Origin of the sequence: Haladaptatus sp. DYSN1, from assembly GCF_029489995.1 — an archaeon.
GTDB lineage: Archaea > Halobacteriota > Halobacteria > Halobacteriales > Halococcaceae > QDMS2.
Map to the genome: position 1 here is coordinate 126,249 of NZ_CP120472.1, position 17,291 is coordinate 143,539.

Below are 17,291 nucleotides of genomic sequence, written 5' to 3' on the forward strand. Positions count from 1 at the left end.
GAGGGAGTTTCTGGAATATCTCGAATACTCGGCTATCCTGGTGGAACTTACTATAAAACTGATAGTGTTCCCAGTGCGCCTCACCGTAATCAGCGGTGGCGACCACCAACGCGGGCGTTGCGACTGAAATGTATTTCTCGATTAGCTCTTTGAATCGAGTTTCGACGTAACTTTGACTGGCACCAGAGAGTTCTTTAACTCCAAACGATAGCATTCACACTATAAACTTCCGTCGAAATCATTAGTGAGATTTCACATTGCGAGATTGTGAATAGTGGTGACGACACGGCGTCGCCTGCGCAGACATTGCAAACCCTTAGTCCACTGGTTGAAAGTGACGACAGCACCTCTTCATAAGGTTATTCCCCGGTTAGCATTGGTGTGAAAGCTGAGAACATCCACGAGGCAAGTTTCGTAGCGGAGGAATCGAAGGGTACTATGGAACTGAATCCGGTCGCAATGCTTTGGATACAACAAGAAGGTAGTTTGGAGCATCAACGCCCGTGTGGCAGAATCTGTCGTGTTCCCGGTTGAGTCTGAATCCCTTAATGAAAATATAGGCAAGGCACAGTTCTGTCCGTTCCCGAATTTTAGGTTTACTGCCGTTCCCCAACTAGTTGCTTGAACTATTTCGTTCAAAGTAATGGTTAAGTGAATTATGATAGCTATGTTCGTGCTGAGTTGTAAACAATTCTATATACCTCCTCGTGCTTTTCTACCATTCTTTCAATACTGAAACGGTCTCTCGCAAACTGATGTGCTTTTTTGCCCTTCAGCCAGGTATCTGATTTTGCCATCGAAATCATAGCATCTGCGAGATCATTTGCTGAATTGGGGGGGACCAATATCCCAAATTCACTATTAACAATTTCTGGAATTGATGATGTATTTGTTCCAACAATAGGTAATCTTGCAGCCATTGCCTCTAGGAGCACTATCCCGAATCCCTCGTTAAGGGATGACATTACGAATACGTCTGCATTTGCGTAATGCGTATGAATGTCCAGTGACTTCCCCGTAATTTGTACATTTTCAGAAACCCCCACGTCATTTGACAGTTCTCTTAAGTCATCCTCTAGCTCACCCCAGCCGACAATAATTGCAGTTGCGTTTTTAAATTCCTCTAATACTTTTGGCATAGCTTTTATTATATCTTTTTGGCTTTTCTCATCGATATAGCGCCCAACATTTAAAAAAACAGGATAATCCCGTGTCCGATTGTCATTTCTACCCTGAATGACATTTTTATTGAAATTACCAACATCTATTCCGTGGTACAATATCTTCCAATTAGTAGGAAAGCAACTGAGTTTTCTAGAATGTTTTACTGCCCTTGAAATCGCAATATTCACTGAGCTTAGTGGTCTAGTGATAATTTCAAACTTCTCTGCTTTACTTTGGTCCAAGAAGTTATTTGAAATACTGTGGTGTGTAGACACGACTGCCTTCACATCTGTTGACCTTGTCGCTAATCTTGAAAGTACATGGGCTGTGGGTAAATGAGAATGTACGATATCTGGTTCTTCGGCATTTAGCTGTTGTCGTAATCTGTAAAGTAGCGACCAGGAGCCACCAGAACCCTTACTAAGATTAACGATACGGGCACCTTCCTTTCGGTATTCCTCTTTCAGGTCCATGGCGCCTCCAAACGTATAGACAGTAGGATTACGGGGTGAGTGTCGAATCTGGCGAAGCAGCATTCGCTCAGCACCCCCTGCGGCTAGTGATTCAATGACATAGCTGACTTGAACTGGATTCATTCTCATACTCAAATTCGCGATGTAAGGATGAAGCCGGAAACGCCCCCACGATTAATGTAATGTATCATTCGGATTGAATACTAGTGCCTAAGTGGTTGATAACATTTAGTATTCTGTTACGAATCGGCGAATGTAACAGAATAAGAGAGAGATAAACCAGTGCCCCAGAACCAATTGAAATCCCAATTGTAAAAATATTACCGTGAAAATGAACAGATTGGAGAACATAAAGCCATCCACCCATCAGAATTGCCGCTCCTACCATCATTTGGGTTTCGTATATAGGAACACGAATTGGTAATAAATTTCTCAAATACTTAAATTCAATTATGAACTTCAGTGCGAAAGATGTCGATGTTGCGATGGCAGCCCCGACAATCCCGAACGATCTGATGAGAATGATATTCAGTACAAGGTTACACATAATTGCAATAACCGTTGCTTTTGCACTCAAATCAGGCCGATCAATTGCGTGAAGACATCGGCTGTATATCTGAGTGGGCGCTTTGATAATTCGCTCTCCTCCTAGTACCACGATTGTCACAGCCGCAACAACGTATTCTGGACCATAGAGAACAGAGAGAATGTCTTGCGAGAGGAATATGATTCCTACGAAGGAGGGAATAACGAACATCAAGGCAGGAATCAGCGATTCATAGACAACTGAAGAAATTTTTTCGAATTCCTCATCTTCTGCCCACTGACTGATTTGTGGAAAAGTTGTTAATGAAACAGAACGTGATACAGTCAATCCCAGTTTTGAGACGCGCCAAGCGATTTCATATGCAGCAATCAAACCGGGAGCAACAAACATTCCTAGAATAGCAGTATCCATCCATCCATACATCTGACCTCCGACAGAGGTAATCACATTATGTTTTGAGTACGAAATAATTGAGTGGAGGCGACTCAGAGAGAAGCATCCGAGGCCTGTTTGTTGAATTACTGTTCCTACCGATGCCATAATAAAATGCCCAATTATGAGCGAGTAAATTAATCCTCGAGCTAATAATCCGAATTCGATTGCGATCAACCCTCCTCCAATCCAAATACAATTCCTGAGAAGCTGTAGGAGGGCCGCACTGGCAACACGTTTTTCGCCTCGGAGAGTCCGAAAGGTCACATGACTTCCCTCCTTAATAATTAAACCGAAAATCAGAGTTGAGTAAACTGGAATTCCAATATAAGTGTTTATCGACTCCCTGAATGAAATAATTACGATACTAATAACAATTAAGAGGCAGAGTTTAACAACTAGTGCCGTTGTGAGCGTTTCGCTTGCTGGTTCACCCTGGCTAATCCGCTTTTCGATAGCGCCATTAATTCCTAATCCTGCAAAGATCGATATTATACCAAGTAATGCTTGGAACAAAAAAAATATTCCGAGTTCTGATGGCGGGATTAGATTCGCAAACAGTAGAATTGCAAAAAATGATAGTATTGCGTTAATGAACGACGTGGTTGTCACAATTGTACCTGAGCGAATAAAATCCATAGTTTAGAGGTTAGTAATATTTGAATGAGTCAATTTGCTCGCCTAGATTGACTGTCACGATACCATCAATCTTGGCTTCTGGGATATGTATCTATTTGTCTGCGACGGATGCTAGTCCCAAGCAACATTCCAGATCGTGTGGACTGGAGCGACATTTGGATAATCATTATATCCTGATTCGCTGACATTATTTCTATGACTAGAACTGGTGATTACCCGGCCCACGTTAAGACTTTTAGTCAGATAATTATTATTTGGGACAAATCTCAAATCAAATAGATTCCTCATAGGGAGTTTGATATATGAAGGGATTACGTTTTCACTCAGGTCGTAGCGGAAGACTTTCGCGTCGTAATCAAGATCGACAACAAGCCAAGGAGTGGACCTTCGCATCTTGTTTTGAGGTGACTGAGTCATTGATATATAACCTCTTTACATTCACGGGCGTGTATAATATCACTTATTCGTTATATTGGTGCGTAAAACTTTCGTAATGGGGATTGGGATGGTTACAGTCGAGAACAGTCAAATCGATATTCACGTGAACCGAGCGTCGAAGTCGGAGATTGAGCAAACCACATGGCGAGAACGGTATAATGTGGGACCATGTGAGGCCAATTACTTCCAGATTGCCGGATGACTCATTAGGCAAATGGACGAGAAGTGCGTGCAGGGTGAGAATCATCCATGCGGCGAATTCCCACTCCTCTATTTTATGAGGGTTCGTTGAGTAGAACGTCAATAATTTCATCATTAGGCGACAGAACAAAGGTAGAAAGATGAAATTACTATGCTAATCCGTTCAATATATTCACTTTCTACGGCTATAGCACAATTTTGTAACCTCGCATAACGTAGCTAAAGAACACAATCAACATATTCATCAATCTTCCAGAGTAAGTTGTTTATAGTCAATCTCATGAAAGGACTCAAGCTTATACAGAAAGGACTTATGAATCCTGGCGCAGTCCCACATTACCTCGCAAACAAAATCTCCCCGACCCATTGGCGAGACGGTAATCAAGTTCGGTTTGTGGAAGGTGGGTACGTAACACACGCGAAAGACCGGGCGGAATTCGCTGCAAGCCTTCATTACGAGGTTGACCTTCTACAAGATGCAATAGGAGAGAACGTAGGTTCGTCCTTTGAGTTGGGCTGTGGGTATGGACGCCTTAGTCCATGGATTGCAGAATTTTCTGACGAGCACACCGCCGTGGACTTTGATATTGACGCACTCGAACGTGCTCGTCAGCTCTATCCAGAAATTCGGTTCGTCGAGATGGATGCGACTGAACTCAACTTTTCTGACGGGGCGTTTGACCTTGCTGTGACGTGGACGGTACTCCATCACATCCCTAACGAAATCATTAAGGGCGCGATCGAGGAATTGAAGCGAATCGTCGGTCCAGATGGTCGGATTGTTATCGCTGAACTTGTGGCTGGGAAGGAAAATAAAATGACGTGGATTCGAAGCGAAGAGCAGTATGAAGAGCTATTCTCTCCGTTCGAGATTCAAAAAACACTTCGCCGAAGGTTCCATTACAGAGATTCTGATTACGAGTCGAAGGTGATGGTATTCGAGCGATAGGGCAGAATGTCTATCATTGTTGACAACCTGTAATACTTCCCGGGAAAGGTGAGGATTTTCTATTGTTCGTCAGCAAGTTTTTCAGACCAATTACACGATAGTAATCGCAATTTATTGTCACTATATTGTGTAGTGGCCTATTCACGTAGGTCAGCTACTCGACAATATAGCTGAGAGTTTAATTACTATTACTCGTCCTGATTACTGCTGTGGCTACGCTCGCAACGCAATGAGCACGGAGTAAAATTGGAGTTATTCGCCTTGACCCGTCCGTTTAGCCTCCCCCGCTAGATGCATTGTTTAACGAGTCGAGAAATGCGAGTTCAATGAGTGCAAGATAATCGCCGTGAAGCACGCAAAAATTCCTGCCAGAGTGAAGAACACCGACACCAACGCCAACCCGATCGGGAACACACCCGAATTAAGAAAATTTGAAAATGTTAGATACGCAAAGCCAATTCCCAGTATCGTACTTAAAAAGCCAGGCACGCCCAACACCGAAATGGGTCGCTGTTCCTCAATGGTTTGAATGATATTCATCACCAGATGCACACCATGCGAAATTGGGTTGTGCGTACTTGCATTCTCTACCTCGTACGAAATCGTCGTCCCCACTTCCGAGATATCGTACCCGTGCCGGTGGGCATGGTGCAGTATGTCCGTACTCGCTCCCATTCGGTTCCCAATCCCATCGTCCTCGGCAAGAGATGCAATCGACTCCCGTATGTACAGTCGGAAACCGCTCTGCGTGTCCTCTACTCGAGAACGGGACCGTATCACACCAAAACTCAAATTGGTCAAGAAGTTTACCACCCGGAGTCCAAGAAGCCGGTACAGCGGTAATTCAGTCTCTGATTGCTCCCCGAAGCGACTTCCAATGACGATATCTGACCCGTCCTCCTTTTGTCCCGCGATTAATCGCGGGATATCCGAAGCATCGTGTTGACCATCACCATCTAGCACCACCAAATATTCCGCACGTGATCGTTTAGCTTCGCGGAACATCGTCTTCAGCGCTCCCCCATATCCACGGTTCTCTTCGTGAACAATTACTGTCGCCCCCGCTTCACGGGCGCGTTCAACAGTATTGTCGGTACTCCCATCGTCGACGACGAGTACCTCGTCCGCATACTCACTTGCTGTGGTGACGACGTCGTAGATTGTATTCGCCTCGTTATGCGCGGGGATTGCCACTAGGATTCTTGCCTCAGTCTCGACGATAGGGGCGTGCTTACCCACATTTACATAGGCATTCGAGGAGCTAAGAGATTCGACACTTGAATTGTAGGCCAACGGTCGGTCAAGGTTCTCGTGTAAGATGACGCCCGGGAATCCAAGTTCGCGAGCAACTTGAGAAAAGTGACCTTCAACACCGCCCTCTACGCGATTGCTCGGTTCAACGACAACAGCTCCCAATTCGCGAGCGAACGTGACCGCTTCTACCTCGTATTCGCTGGGCGAGGTCACAATCGCTTCGTGACCGTGCTGTCGTGCTCGTAGAATCGCTCCTGCAATCTCATCGCCATTGTCTTTGGTAGCGATGAGACCAACGGCTGGCCGACTGTAGGCAGTTTCTCCATTCTTCGTTTGCAGGTTAGATGATAGCTCGGACATGCTTGAGGGTACTATTGATGAGCCTTCACGCAGGAGACTCCACACTCAACACAGACATATCGGTTATCGACAGTTCGAGATACCGGAGCGTTACACGAGATACATTTGATTGCAGCATCGCGCACCGCTCTGGGATAGCGTCGCATCAACGTCCCACCATTATAGACAGTCTCTGTGTCTAACCAATATAACTCTTGTTACACTGACATGAAAATTACAGTGGACTGTGATATGTTTTTAGGACTGAGTATCCGTAGTAAAACAATTACACGGTTGCTAAGTCCAGAAAATCACCACAATAGCTCCTAATCTAGCTACTGCGCCGACGTGACGTTCACCCACAGATGCAACTCCCGATACGAATTGTTCACCGTGGGCTCAGCCGGAGCCTCCCCATCGTACAGCAGAAACGCCAACCGCAACCGATCACCGGTCATCGTCGGGCGAACGTTGTACTCGGTCATCCACGTCTCGTTGTGGGGCAACCCGGTCTCGAACCGCCGTAACTCCCGTTCTTCCAACACCGTCGTCGAGTTGTTCTGCACCTCAACACGCTGTAGCTCCACCACCACTGTGTAGTTCTCCACTTCGTATTCCTGATTCCCGATGCCAATCACGACGGGCTTCGACTCCCCACGAACGAACTCAGTGGGATAGCCATCCGCAACGTAATCTCCCGTCTCGTTCTCAGTCAGCAAATAGAACTCCGTGAACTGCTCGCCTTCCTTCGGAAACGTAACTGCAAACGTCACACTCCCCACCGCAATGAGCACACTCAGCACCAACAAGACGTTCAGATACTTATCGAGGCGCGTTTCGGGGTTGAACAACTCTTCACGCCCACTCGCGAGCCACGTCTCGTAGGGAACCGAGAATCGTTCTTCCTCAGGTAACTCCCAGCGACGAACCGCAGCCACCCCAACAGCCACGAGCGTAAACCCACTCACTGACACAATAATCGGAACGAGTCGAATCCCCCACGGCGTGAAGTTCAACACAAGCCCAATCAACGGCACAATCGCGATGCTCAGCCCGAAGGAAAGCGCGACGCGCTCGATGCCATCAATACCACTCTCACGCGAGAGCAACGAATCATCGTCCCACCCTTCCTCGTCCTCGACGACCGACTCCCCCTCCTCCGGAAACAGCGCCGCGATGAACGCATAGCCCGGGAGGAACAACACGAACGCCAATCCAAACACCACGCGAACGGGCGTGTCCTTGACGACCGGCAGAAACACAGATAGATTCGTCAGCACGACGAAGACGGCGACTGCCGCGAGGTCCGCAGGCAGGTCGCGGACCGGACGCGGAAGGAGCAGCCACAGACTTCGGTCGTCAGCCATGTGGACTCTCCTAAACAGGAGAGCATCAAAAAGGAGTCGGTGTTAGGTACACGAACAGGTCAGTCTGCCCGCGATTCCTGGCGCGGCTCCGTAAGTTCCGCAGCGGCCGAGAGTGCCTGTTTTGCCACCGAGGCGGGAAGCGTATCCGCGGCGAACGACGCCTGCTCGTAGGCCTCCGTAAGGCGCTGGAGCAACCGTCCCTCTGCCTCCCCGAGCTGGTCGCGACTGGCCATGAAGAACTCCCAGTGCGTGCGCGGGGAGTCGATATGCAGTTTCTCGGCCAATCGCGTCCGGGCCAGACTATACGCGGTCATCGCCGCGTGGTCCGTCTCACCCGCATCAAGTTGCTCCTGTGCGACCGAGAGCGGTTCTGGAGCGGGCTCCGTAGGCTCGACTGGCTCCGCGTTGTCAACGCTCGCAGCGCCAGCCACAGCCGCGTCTTCGCCGGCCTCACTCTCAGAACCATCGTCACCCGCACGAAGGTCCCGAACGAACGCAAGAACTCGGTCGCGGTGGTAGACGAGCACGACGACCAGCACGAGCGCGAGGAATCCCAGAAGTCCGAGCGCGGCGTCGGTCGTATTGCCGACGAAATTCTGGACGGATTCACCGATCGAGCCACCAGCACCACCTTCAGGCGAACCCCCTGCGACCAGTGCAACCTCACTCTCCGCGTCAGAAGCTTCGAGGTTCGTCCCCTGACCGTCGAACCGAGCGACGAGCGCGACGGTCGCGTTCTCCCCTTCGACCCCAGGCGCGTTCACGGTCTTCGCGTACCGACCAGACCCATCCGTGACGGCCTCGCCAACCGTCGTCCCGTTCATCCGAAGTTCAACAGGCTGATTCGCCACGGGACGTCCATCAGCCGTCCGCAGCACACCAGAGGCACGAACCGCACCCGGACCGGCCTGCTCACCAGAAACAGACAGCGTCGTGTTCGTCGTCGTCACCGCGATCGGCGCGGTGGCTTCACTGCTCGCGAGTGCCTGCTCAGTCAGCGGCAGGGACGCCCGAACCGTCCGATTTCCGTCCTCGACGTCCGCGGGTAGCGACGCTTCGAGTTCGTAGTTCCCTTCACCGTCTGTCTGCGTGCGGCCCACGGGAACCCCATCGACAAAGACGACCACGGGCACGTTCGGCGCCCCGGTCTCCTCGACAGCCACCGACCCGCGCACGGTCAGATTGTCGCCGAACGCCACCGACTCAGGCTCACGCGAGACGGACAGCTCCGAGTCTACCTGTTCGACGTCGACGGGCAGAGATGCTTGCGACCCCCAGTACAGCGAGGTGTTGTTCGGCACGTACCGCAGCGTCACCTCTGAGGTATCGAGCGCGAGCGTCGTCGGGCGGTACGTCAATGCAAACTCCCCGTTTGCGTCCGTCGTCGTCTCTACGGTCTGGCCCCCAATCTGGAAGCGCACGGTCTGGTCTGCGAGGGCTTTCCCGTCCTCGGTCGTCAACCGACCTGTGGCGTCGAGTGGGTCGAGAAACGAGATTTGCTCGTCTGCTGCGTCGACGGTCAGCGTCGTGTTGGTGAACTGCTCGACTTGCACTGCCTCTGCGGCGTCGGTGACGTTCGTCCGAATCGAATCGACCGTCGTCGCGGACTCTCCGAGGTCGACGTCCGTGTTGTTCGAAATCGTCCCGTAGTTGCGGATGAGGTCGTCGCTCGTCGAATTCACGTCCTGGGCGAGGCGATTGAGTTCGCGGGCGAGTTGCCGCGCCCGGTAGACGTCCCCGCTCTCGCGGGCCTGCTCGTACTCATCTTTGGTCTCGCGGAACTCCTGGACGTCATTCGAGAAGTTCTGTTGCTGTTGGCGCGTCTCCTCGAAGGACTCTGTGGCGTTGTCGTCGCGCTCAGTCTGTGTGTCACCCGCGACGTCGACGTACTTATCGAGCCAGTCGGGGTAGTCCTCGTCCATTTGCTCACAGGCGTCGTAGTTCCCCACCTGCACGCCCTGGGTACAGTCGATGACGACGGTGCCCATGCGCCCCGCGAGCCACCCCTGGAGGCGTTGCAAGTCCCCGGGCTTGTTCAACTCGGCGGGGTCCTCGTGGCGCACACTGCTGTTGTTAGACGGCGTTGGGGCCTCCTCCTGGGCAAGTGCCGTCCCGACCGCGGGCGCGACGCCGAGAATCGCCGGGCTGACGGTCGCACAGACGACCAGCAGGGCGAGACAGAGTGCACGGGGAGACCCACGAATCACGAGTGCATCCTCACAGTCGAGGATAAAACGTCTTCTGCTCGGACTTTCCCACTCCGTGATGGGACCAGTATCTTCAACTATCGGCCCCCTCTCTGTCTGCGTAATGCAGGTCACGCGCCGATTCTTCGAGGTGTCCGCCCTCGGGGGATTCCTCGCCCTCCTCGCGGTCGTCGCCGACCAACCGTGGTTCCTCCTCGGAGCCGCAGGCGTCGGCGCGTGGCTCCTCGCCCAGCAGTACGCCTTCCTCCGGGCACTCGTCGAGACCGACGAGACGCTCACCGTAGACCAGCGCGTCTCACGGACGCGCACCCCGACCGACCAGCCCGTGCAGGTCACGCTCACCGCGACGCGCACCGAACGGACCCCCCTCACACTCACCGTCGAGGCGAATCCTCCCCTCACGGCGACTGGGTCGTCTGCCCCCGAACGGGAACTGGACATCTCGACGGTCGAACGCGCCAGCACCACCTTCGACGTCGAGTGGGGCGTCGCCGGTCGCTTCGAATTCGACGCGCCAACGCTCACCGCGACGGACGACCACGGCCTCTTTCGCGAGACGCTCTCGCGAGGGCCACAGCCCACGGTGACGGTCGAACCCCGCACCCCCACGAACCTCCATGTCGGGCAGGGCGGCGTCGAGACGGCTGCGGCCTACGGCGAGCACAAAGCCGGGAAAAGTGGGGCGGGCCTCGACCCCGCAGAACTCCGCGAGTACCAGGCGAGTGACGCAGCCCACGACATCGACTGGAAGGCCACCGCACGGCTGAACAGCCCGTTCGTCAGGCAGTACGAGGCCGAAACCGACCGCACGATGGCACTGCTCGTCGACCACCGCGCGACGATGGCCACGGGCCACGACGGCGAGCGAAAACTCGATTTCGTCCGCGAGGTGGCCGCGTCGTTTACAGCGAACGCCAGCCAGTACAACGACCACCTCGGCCTCTACACCGTCGGCGATGGCGGGCTGACCAGCAGTGACGCGCCCGCGTCGATGGCGAGCCACTACCGCGCCATCCGGTCGTGGCTATTCGACTTAGAACCCACGGAGGCGGACACAGGAAGTGCAACTCACAGCCACGACCCCGCGACCGCACGTCAGCAGGCGAGCCAGCTTTCAGACGACGACGCTTCGGCGTTCGGGAGTACCCTACAACCCTACTTCGCTGACACCACGACCTACATCCAGCGCATCGATTCTGACCCGCTGTTCGCCACCACCCGCACGCACATCAGGCGGCTGAAGGGAACCGTCTGGACGGTCATCCTCACCGACGACTCGAACCCGGTCGAACTGCGCGAGACAGTGAAACTCGCCCGGCGCGGCGACGACCACGTCCTCGTGTTTCTCACCCCGACCGTCCTGTTCGAACCGGGCGGCCTTGCCGACATGGAAGCCGCTTACGAACGCTACGTCGAATTCGAGGAGCTGCGTCGGGAACTCTCGAACCTCTCGCGAGTCGAGGCCTTCGAGGTCGCGCCGGGCGACCGGCTGGCCGCGCTGTTGACCACTCGGCGGCAAGCGCGGGCTTGACCAGTGGTCCCGTGACCCAACGTTTGTAACAATTTTCGAAAGTGATTTATCAATTAGTTTCGTATTATGTTACAACATGCTTGGTCGAATCGAATTAGAGCTACTCGCCACGGTCGAGCGAGGCGACACAATCTCTGACCTCGCAGTAAAACTCGATTCGAGCGAGAGCTACATCTCCCGGGCCGTATCTGACCTCGAAGAAATGGGGTTGGTGTTCTCAGAACGCGACGTCCGTCGAAAACGTGTCATTCCCTCAGACGCGAAGGCGGTGGAACTCTACCAGGATATCGCCCGACAGCATCCTCATATTGACTTTTCGACGCTGCTAACGGGCAAAAGCCTCGAAATTCTCTATCACCTCGATAAGCCCCGAACCGTCTCGGAATTGGCTGAACAAACCGGAAACTACCGAAACACCGTCAACCGCGTCCTAAAACGTCTCAGAGACCGCGGCCTCGTGGGGACAGACAATAGTCACTATCACTTCAACGGTGACTTCGACCGACTTTACGCGTTCGCACGCGAGTTAGTCCATCATCAACATCGGCAACAACTGGAATCGATCGTGCAAGATGGCTCGATTCTCTGGGAGGGATACGACGAATTTCTCGTCCAAACGCAGTCCGAAATCGACAGGCAACACTATCACGAAACCGGACTTGCTCGATTTGCGGCCTACAATCTCCAGTTCCTGCTCACGAGTTCGCGCTATTACTTTTTCTCGGCGAGCATAGACTCGATTTCGCCAGCAGACCTCTGCTGTCACACGCTCTTGATCGACGACGGTGTTCGCTATCGATCGTACTGTCTCTTGTTGCTCAGCCGACTCAATGTAGACGAAGACGACCTCCGAGACCGAGCTACAAAATACGGCATTGAAACCGAAATCGATGCACTCATCCGATATCTGAAAACCGAGGGACACGCCCGAAACGGCCACTTCCCGGAGTGGACAGAATTCGAGCAGTTGGCGGCTGATTACGAGGTCCAACTCTCACCATGAGACCAACGTTTGGGCGAGACTACATCGAGAAGGAATTCACACAGATTGGAGCTGTGCTGACTGACCCTCTCACGGTCTATCTCATTGGAGGCGGTGCTATGTCGCTTCGTGACCTGAAGGAAGCAACCAAAGACATTGACTTAGTCGTCGCTGACAGCAACGCATACGGCCATCTCTGGGCTGTTCTCATGGAGTCGGAATACAGCGAGATTCAGTCATTGGACCCAGAGTACCAAGCTCTCGGGGCGACAAGTTGTGTTGAGAACGACGATGGCTGTCGCTTAGATATTTTCAATCAGCAAGTAGCGAACAAGCTGGTTCTCACGGAAGGAATGCGCGAACGGAGCGACCCTCTCCTGTCGACGGGAAAATTGACCGTTCGGCTGGTCAGCAACGAGGATATATTCTTGTTCAAGCTCATCGCCGGTCGCGATGATGACATCGGCGACATGAACGTACTCGTACAAGCTGGAATCGACTACGATATCGTCCGTGTTGAACTCGATGCACAGATTGCCAAAATCGGCGATGATCGGTTTGCCACCTTCGCCAACGAGGCGTTACTGGATCTTGAGGAAGAATATGGCGTGACCACGCCGATTGGAGACCACGTTGCGGCGCTCACAGCTCGATACTATCGAGGATTCGAGGTGCTTCACAAACTCAATAGACCAAAATCAGTAGAAGAACTCCAAGCCGAACTCGGCGTAGATTCTACGGACCTCAAACAGCGAATCGAGTACCTCGAAGCGTTCGACCGAGTTCGGTGGGATGGTGAGAAGCTTCGACAAATAAAGTGACATCCCCCCACAAAGAATGCCCAACCTCGGGTAGATACAAGAATTACGGCCAGGATGTTCACAGTGGGGTTCCGTGAACGAAGCGGACGTACCGGAATAACCTGTTCTCATCAACAGACGTCTCGACTTCGAGGGATTATCTAAAAAGGGTGAAAAGATGGCGTGGAGGAGCGATTCGGTGGGAAAACCGCACTCCACGATGCTAACTCCAGCGCAAACCCACTCGACTCATACTTCCACGAGCATGGACGAGAATTTCAATCAGTTCAATTTCATTGCCAAAAAGCGCAGGATGAACGCCACCAACGTTCATGTGCGTGGACAGTCATATAGAATCAGCAATGGCGCCGGAAAACAACCCCGACAATCAATACCTCCTCGACGACGTTGACCGCGGTGTGCTGTACGCGCTGCAACGAGACGCCCGAAACACGACCGCAAGCGAGATCGCAGACGAAGTCGGTGTCTCTGCAAGCACCGTTCGCAACCGCATCGCCAATCTCGAAAAACAGGGTATCATCGAAGGGTACAACCCGAAACTCGATTACGAGAAAGCCGGGTTTACCCTCCGTACGTTGTTCGTGGCGACCGCGCCCGCCCGTGACCGCAACACACTCGCGAAGCAGGCGTTGTCGGTACCGGGCGTAATCGACGTTCGCGAGATGCTCACGAGCCAGCGCAACCTCTACATCGAAGCCATCGCGACGAACACGAGCGACCTCGCCAAGATGACCAACGAGCTCACGGACCTCGGCCTCGAACTGCTCAGCTCAGAGATCGTCGCCAATCACTACGCACAACCGTTCGGCGAACTAAAATTCTGAGTTCTCGACGTAGTTGTATATCTCACACTGATTAACTGCTGAATAAACAGTTTAAACGGCAATTCTGGCGCATACTACAACCTATCAACTGTGGATACAGCAATAAATATCCCTACACAGGACATGTGTAGCACACGGGCAGGGGCCAACCGAGGGGGAAAGGGGGGGAAAGTCCGGGGTTTCCAGGAACCGCCGTCCCTGGTTGGGGAGGGAACGGCAATGGAAATCGCCGGGCCTCTGTCCTGCAAAATCCACAGGACGTTTAAATATAGTGTTGTAGTTTAATAATTATTTTGGCCAATGGTCAGGGAATTCGTAACCGAAAGAGCATGTGAATCGACAGTATGCTCACGTTTTGCCGCATGTTGTCTTCTGAGAAATAGGACGATTCTGGAGCGAGAGCTGGAGTAGTCCGTCTCAAAAAATCAATGTGGTTGTACGGCACTGGAATCCGTGCCCAAAAGGTACCCACCGAGTGCGACCATCCAGAGCATGACCGGGTAGACGATCATGCGCTCGGTTCCTCCGTGGCCGATCGGACCGAACACGGCTGTGTTTCCGGCATCGCCGATCGCCATGAGTACGACGAAGACGAGTCCGAGAATCCCCGCAAGCAGCGAGAGCACCCGCATCGCGCCGGTGAGCCTCGTGGCGCTCCCAATCGCCTGGACGTTGAAGAACAGAAAGGCAATGAGCGCGAACAAGCCGTGAAGGCCGCCCGTGTCGAGCGGGAAGATGCCCGCGCCGATGGCACCGAGGCCGGCAACGGTGAAGAGAGTCAGGAGCCAGCGTCGACCGTGGATTCGGTAGAAGAAATATCCGCCGACGATGTTGAACACGCCGACCACGACGAGCGAGGCGTTGAAGAGTAACGCCGTCTCTGCGATGACCCCGAGGTCACTGATGGCGGCCGTGTTGAAGTTGTAGTCGGGAGCCATCGCCGCGGCGAGCATGATAACGGTCATAAACTGGGCGGCGAGCACGAGGAAGAAGCCGCCAGCGAGTTGTCTGCTGTCTGCGGCTAGTCCACGAATTGTCGTCGTCGGTCGGGCGAGAGTTTCTACGTCTGCCATGGAACTTTCACCTGATACACCTTGGTTCGCCGTGGACATGACCTGATACGGCGATTCTCACCGGGGGAGACTGGACGATGGAAAACTGACGACGGTATCACCGGTATCCACTCACGACGCCGCTGAGAGCGGACAGCGCAACTCTTGCATCAAGGTGGATGCCGCTCGCCGCCCTATGTGCGGTATGCACAAACGAGACGGACAGGTCGAACCGGTCTCTCCACGTCGCGAATTGACGGCCGATTACATGCGAATGGCGCGTCGGCGAAGCAACGTCCACGGCCTGGTCGAACTCGATGTGACCGAGGCGAGATGCCGCATCCAAGCGGTCGAGGAAGAGACAGGAGACGCACTCTCGTTCACCGCGTTTCTTGTATGCTGTCTCGCGAAAGCCATCGACGACCACCCGCACGTCAACGCATACGTAGACTGGCGAGGCCGACTCCACACATTCGACGACGTGGATGTGAACGTCCTCGTCGAAACGACCGTCGATGGCGACAGACGGGGCACCCCGCACGTCGTCAGAGCGGCAAACCGTCGGTCGCTGCAATCGATACACGACGAGATTCGAACCACCCAACACGCACCGGTCGCGACTCGACAGTCACGGGGAGAATCGCTGGCGCTCCGGCTGCCCAGCGTCGTCAAGCGCCAACTGTGGCGGCTTCCACAACTGTTCCCTCGCGCGTGGAAAACCATGGCGGGAACCGTCGCCGTGACCTCGGTCGGCATGTTCGGAACGGGCGGCGGCTGGGCAGTCAGCCCGACGAACTACACGGTGCAGTTGACGGTCGGCGGTATCGCCACGAAACCGGGATACGTTGAGGGGGAAGTCTCACCACGAGAGTACCTCAGCCTCACCGTGACCTTCGACCACGACGTCGTCGACGGTGCGCCCGCTGCTCGTTTCGTCCAGCGGCTGGGAGAGCTCATCGAGGATGCCCACGGACTCCAAACGGAGACGAAGCCGTGACCCGCATCTACACGACGCTGACCGTTGAGACGACTCCCAAAATGGCTCATGCTACTGCCGTATTCTGAACAATTGCGGTCTCTCCTCGTGAGAATCGAGAGGGCTGGTTATCGTCCAAACTGCCGTACCAGTAGTGTGGAGTACAATGGCTACCATGATGCAGAAGGGGATCAGCCTGGAGGGGCTCCGATGACGCAGCCTCGGGCTACCATGCCGCGGTCGACTCTCCTCGAGTCGCTCGTGACTATCGTGCTGACAGTCGTCGCGACGGTGGTCGGTCTGTTCGTGCCCGGCTTCTACCGTGACGCACCGGTCCTCCTCCCACAGGTGTACGGACAGGACCTCCTGACGCTCGTGGTGGCCCTCCCGGCTCTCGCCGTATCGCTTTTCTTCGCCACGCGCGGATCGCTGCGAGCGTATATCGTCTGGCTCGGCGTCACGGGCTACCTCCTCTATACGTACGCCTCATACGCCTTCATGACGGCGTTCAACGAGCTGTACCTCGTCTACGTTTCGCTCCTGTGGTTGACCCTGTCCACGTTCGTCGGCGGGATGGTACGCCTTGATGCGTCCGCGGTGAAGCGGGCAGTTGGCGACCAATCGGTCCGGGTGTACGTGGCGTTCCAACTCCTCCTCGCCATACTCGTCGGCGCGCTCTGGCTAGCAGAGATTCTTCCGGCCACGTTCGCTGGCACAATTCCCCCGAGTATTGGTGAAACGGGCCTCCCCGTGAACGTCATCTACTCGCTCGACCTCGGCATCGTCCTGCCCGCGTTCGCCCTGTCTGCCTACTGGTTGTGGCGAGGTCGCGCCTGGGGCTACGCGCTCACGGGCGTCTTGCTCGCGAAAATCGTGACTCTCGGCGGCGCGGTGCTCGCGATGATTGCCTTCATGATTCGCGACGGGCAAGCCGTTCCCCTCCCGCAACTGGTCATCTTCGGCGTGTTGACCGCGGTGAGTGTCGTGTTGATGGCCCGGTTCATCCTGTCGATTGATGTAGATCCGCCCTCGGCCGCGGCAGCGTTAGATGACGGATCCGTCGGTGAACCACTGAGACCAGTTTGACATCCTCCT

13 protein-coding genes are annotated in these 17,291 nt (G+C 53.9%); 7 read left to right on the plus strand and 6 right to left on the minus strand.

Going from position 1 to position 17,291, the window contains the following annotated elements:
- Window positions 1-665: 665 nt before the first annotated feature.
- Together P0648_RS18355 and P0648_RS18360 are read right to left on the minus strand one after the other, a co-directional pair.
- Window positions 666-1,766 (minus strand): glycosyltransferase, encoded by a 1,101-nt coding sequence (locus P0648_RS18355; protein ID WP_369685693.1) that lies wholly within the window; start codon window positions 1,764-1,766, stop codon window positions 666-668.
- Window positions 1,767-1,824: 58 nt separating this feature from the next.
- Window positions 1,825-3,255 carry a polysaccharide biosynthesis C-terminal domain-containing protein gene (locus P0648_RS18360; protein WP_277506319.1) on the minus strand — a complete coding sequence of 477 codons (1,431 nt, stop codon included), beginning with the start codon at window positions 3,253-3,255 and terminating at the stop codon, window positions 1,825-1,827.
- A 919-nt stretch (window positions 3,256-4,174) separates the two neighbouring features.
- Here P0648_RS18360 and P0648_RS18365 point away from each other — a divergent pair.
- Window positions 4,175-4,843, plus strand: a complete 669-nt coding sequence (locus tag P0648_RS18365; protein ID WP_277506321.1) for a class I SAM-dependent methyltransferase — start codon at window positions 4,175-4,177, stop codon at window positions 4,841-4,843.
- 300 nt (window positions 4,844-5,143) lie between these two features.
- Here P0648_RS18365 and P0648_RS18370 read toward each other — a convergent pair whose 3' ends face one another.
- The 3 genes from P0648_RS18370 to P0648_RS18380 all read right to left on the minus strand — a co-directional run bounded on the left by P0648_RS18370 (window position 5,144) and on the right by P0648_RS18380 (window position 10,010).
- A complete protein-coding gene (locus tag P0648_RS18370) occupies window positions 5,144-6,457 on the minus strand; it encodes a glycosyltransferase family 2 protein (protein WP_277506322.1) in 1,314 nt (437 codons plus the stop codon).
- A gap of 314 nt (window positions 6,458-6,771) precedes the next feature.
- A complete protein-coding gene (locus P0648_RS18375) occupies window positions 6,772-7,803 on the minus strand; it encodes a DUF1616 domain-containing protein (protein WP_277506324.1) in 1,032 nt (343 codons plus the stop codon).
- 59 nt (window positions 7,804-7,862) lie between these two features.
- Window positions 7,863-10,010, minus strand: coding sequence for a hypothetical protein (locus P0648_RS18380; protein ID WP_277506325.1), 2,148 nt, complete (start codon window positions 10,008-10,010; stop codon window positions 7,863-7,865).
- Window positions 10,011-10,113: 103 nt separating this feature from the next.
- Between P0648_RS18380 and P0648_RS18385 the strand changes: the two genes are divergently transcribed.
- The 4 genes from P0648_RS18385 (at window position 10,114) to P0648_RS18400 (ending at window position 14,168) form a co-directional block, all read left to right on the plus strand.
- Window positions 10,114-11,541 carry a DUF58 domain-containing protein gene (locus P0648_RS18385; protein ID WP_277506326.1) on the plus strand — a complete coding sequence of 476 codons (1,428 nt, stop codon included), beginning with the start codon at window positions 10,114-10,116 and terminating at the stop codon, window positions 11,539-11,541.
- A gap of 76 nt (window positions 11,542-11,617) precedes the next feature.
- Window positions 11,618-12,544 (plus strand): winged helix DNA-binding protein, encoded by a 927-nt coding sequence (locus P0648_RS18390; RefSeq protein ID WP_277506327.1) that lies wholly within the window; start codon window positions 11,618-11,620, stop codon window positions 12,542-12,544.
- The gene (locus P0648_RS18395) at window positions 12,541-13,344 is read left to right on the plus strand and encodes a DUF6036 family nucleotidyltransferase (RefSeq protein ID WP_277506328.1); all 804 of its coding nucleotides are present in this window, start codon (window positions 12,541-12,543) and stop codon (window positions 13,342-13,344) included. The genes P0648_RS18390 and P0648_RS18395 overlap by 4 nt, the downstream gene beginning before the upstream one ends.
- A gap of 341 nt (window positions 13,345-13,685) precedes the next feature.
- Window positions 13,686-14,168, plus strand: coding sequence for an Lrp/AsnC family transcriptional regulator (locus tag P0648_RS18400; protein WP_277506330.1), 483 nt, complete (start codon window positions 13,686-13,688; stop codon window positions 14,166-14,168).
- 425 nt (window positions 14,169-14,593) lie between these two features.
- Here the strand turns inward: P0648_RS18400 and P0648_RS18405 are convergent, their stop codons facing one another.
- On the minus strand, window positions 14,594-15,241 hold the full coding sequence (locus P0648_RS18405) for a DUF998 domain-containing protein (protein WP_277506331.1): 648 nt from the start codon (window positions 15,239-15,241) through the stop codon (window positions 14,594-14,596).
- A gap of 184 nt (window positions 15,242-15,425) precedes the next feature.
- On the opposite strand from P0648_RS18405, the gene P0648_RS18410 reads away from it, so the two are divergent.
- Together P0648_RS18410 and P0648_RS18415 are read left to right on the plus strand one after the other, a co-directional pair.
- Window positions 15,426-16,217, plus strand: coding sequence for a 2-oxo acid dehydrogenase subunit E2 (locus P0648_RS18410; protein WP_277506333.1), 792 nt, complete (start codon window positions 15,426-15,428; stop codon window positions 16,215-16,217).
- 189 nt (window positions 16,218-16,406) lie between these two features.
- Window positions 16,407-17,282: a hypothetical protein gene (locus P0648_RS18415; RefSeq protein ID WP_277506334.1), complete on the plus strand. Its 876-nt coding sequence runs from the start codon at window positions 16,407-16,409 to the stop codon at window positions 17,280-17,282.
- Window positions 17,283-17,291 lie beyond the last annotated feature (9 nt).

Excerpts from the sequence above, each read along its gene's own strand:
- P0648_RS18370 (WP_277506322.1), bottom strand. The coding sequence starts at position 6,457 with ATGTCCGAGCTATCATCTAACCTGCAAACGAAGAATGGAGAAACTGCC.
- P0648_RS18360 (WP_277506319.1), bottom strand. The coding sequence starts at position 3,255 with ATGGATTTTATTCGCTCAGGTACAATTGTGACAACCACGTCGTTCATT.
- P0648_RS18410 (WP_277506333.1), top strand. The coding sequence starts at position 15,426 with ATGCACAAACGAGACGGACAGGTCGAACCGGTCTCTCCACGTCGCGAA.
- P0648_RS18365 (WP_277506321.1), top strand. The coding sequence starts at position 4,175 with ATGAAAGGACTCAAGCTTATACAGAAAGGACTTATGAATCCTGGCGCA.
- P0648_RS18355 (WP_369685693.1), bottom strand. The coding sequence starts at position 1,766 with ATGAGAATGAATCCAGTTCAAGTCAGCTATGTCATTGAATCACTAGCC.
- P0648_RS18375 (WP_277506324.1), bottom strand. The coding sequence starts at position 7,803 with ATGGCTGACGACCGAAGTCTGTGGCTGCTCCTTCCGCGTCCGGTCCGC.
- P0648_RS18405 (WP_277506331.1), bottom strand. The coding sequence starts at position 15,241 with ATGGCAGACGTAGAAACTCTCGCCCGACCGACGACGACAATTCGTGGA.
- P0648_RS18400 (WP_277506330.1), top strand. The coding sequence starts at position 13,686 with ATGGCGCCGGAAAACAACCCCGACAATCAATACCTCCTCGACGACGTT.
- P0648_RS18415 (WP_277506334.1), top strand. The coding sequence starts at position 16,407 with ATGACGCAGCCTCGGGCTACCATGCCGCGGTCGACTCTCCTCGAGTCG.
- P0648_RS18395 (WP_277506328.1), top strand. The coding sequence starts at position 12,541 with ATGAGACCAACGTTTGGGCGAGACTACATCGAGAAGGAATTCACACAG.
- P0648_RS18385 (WP_277506326.1), top strand. The coding sequence starts at position 10,114 with ATGCAGGTCACGCGCCGATTCTTCGAGGTGTCCGCCCTCGGGGGATTC.
- P0648_RS18390 (WP_277506327.1), top strand. The coding sequence starts at position 11,618 with ATGCTTGGTCGAATCGAATTAGAGCTACTCGCCACGGTCGAGCGAGGC.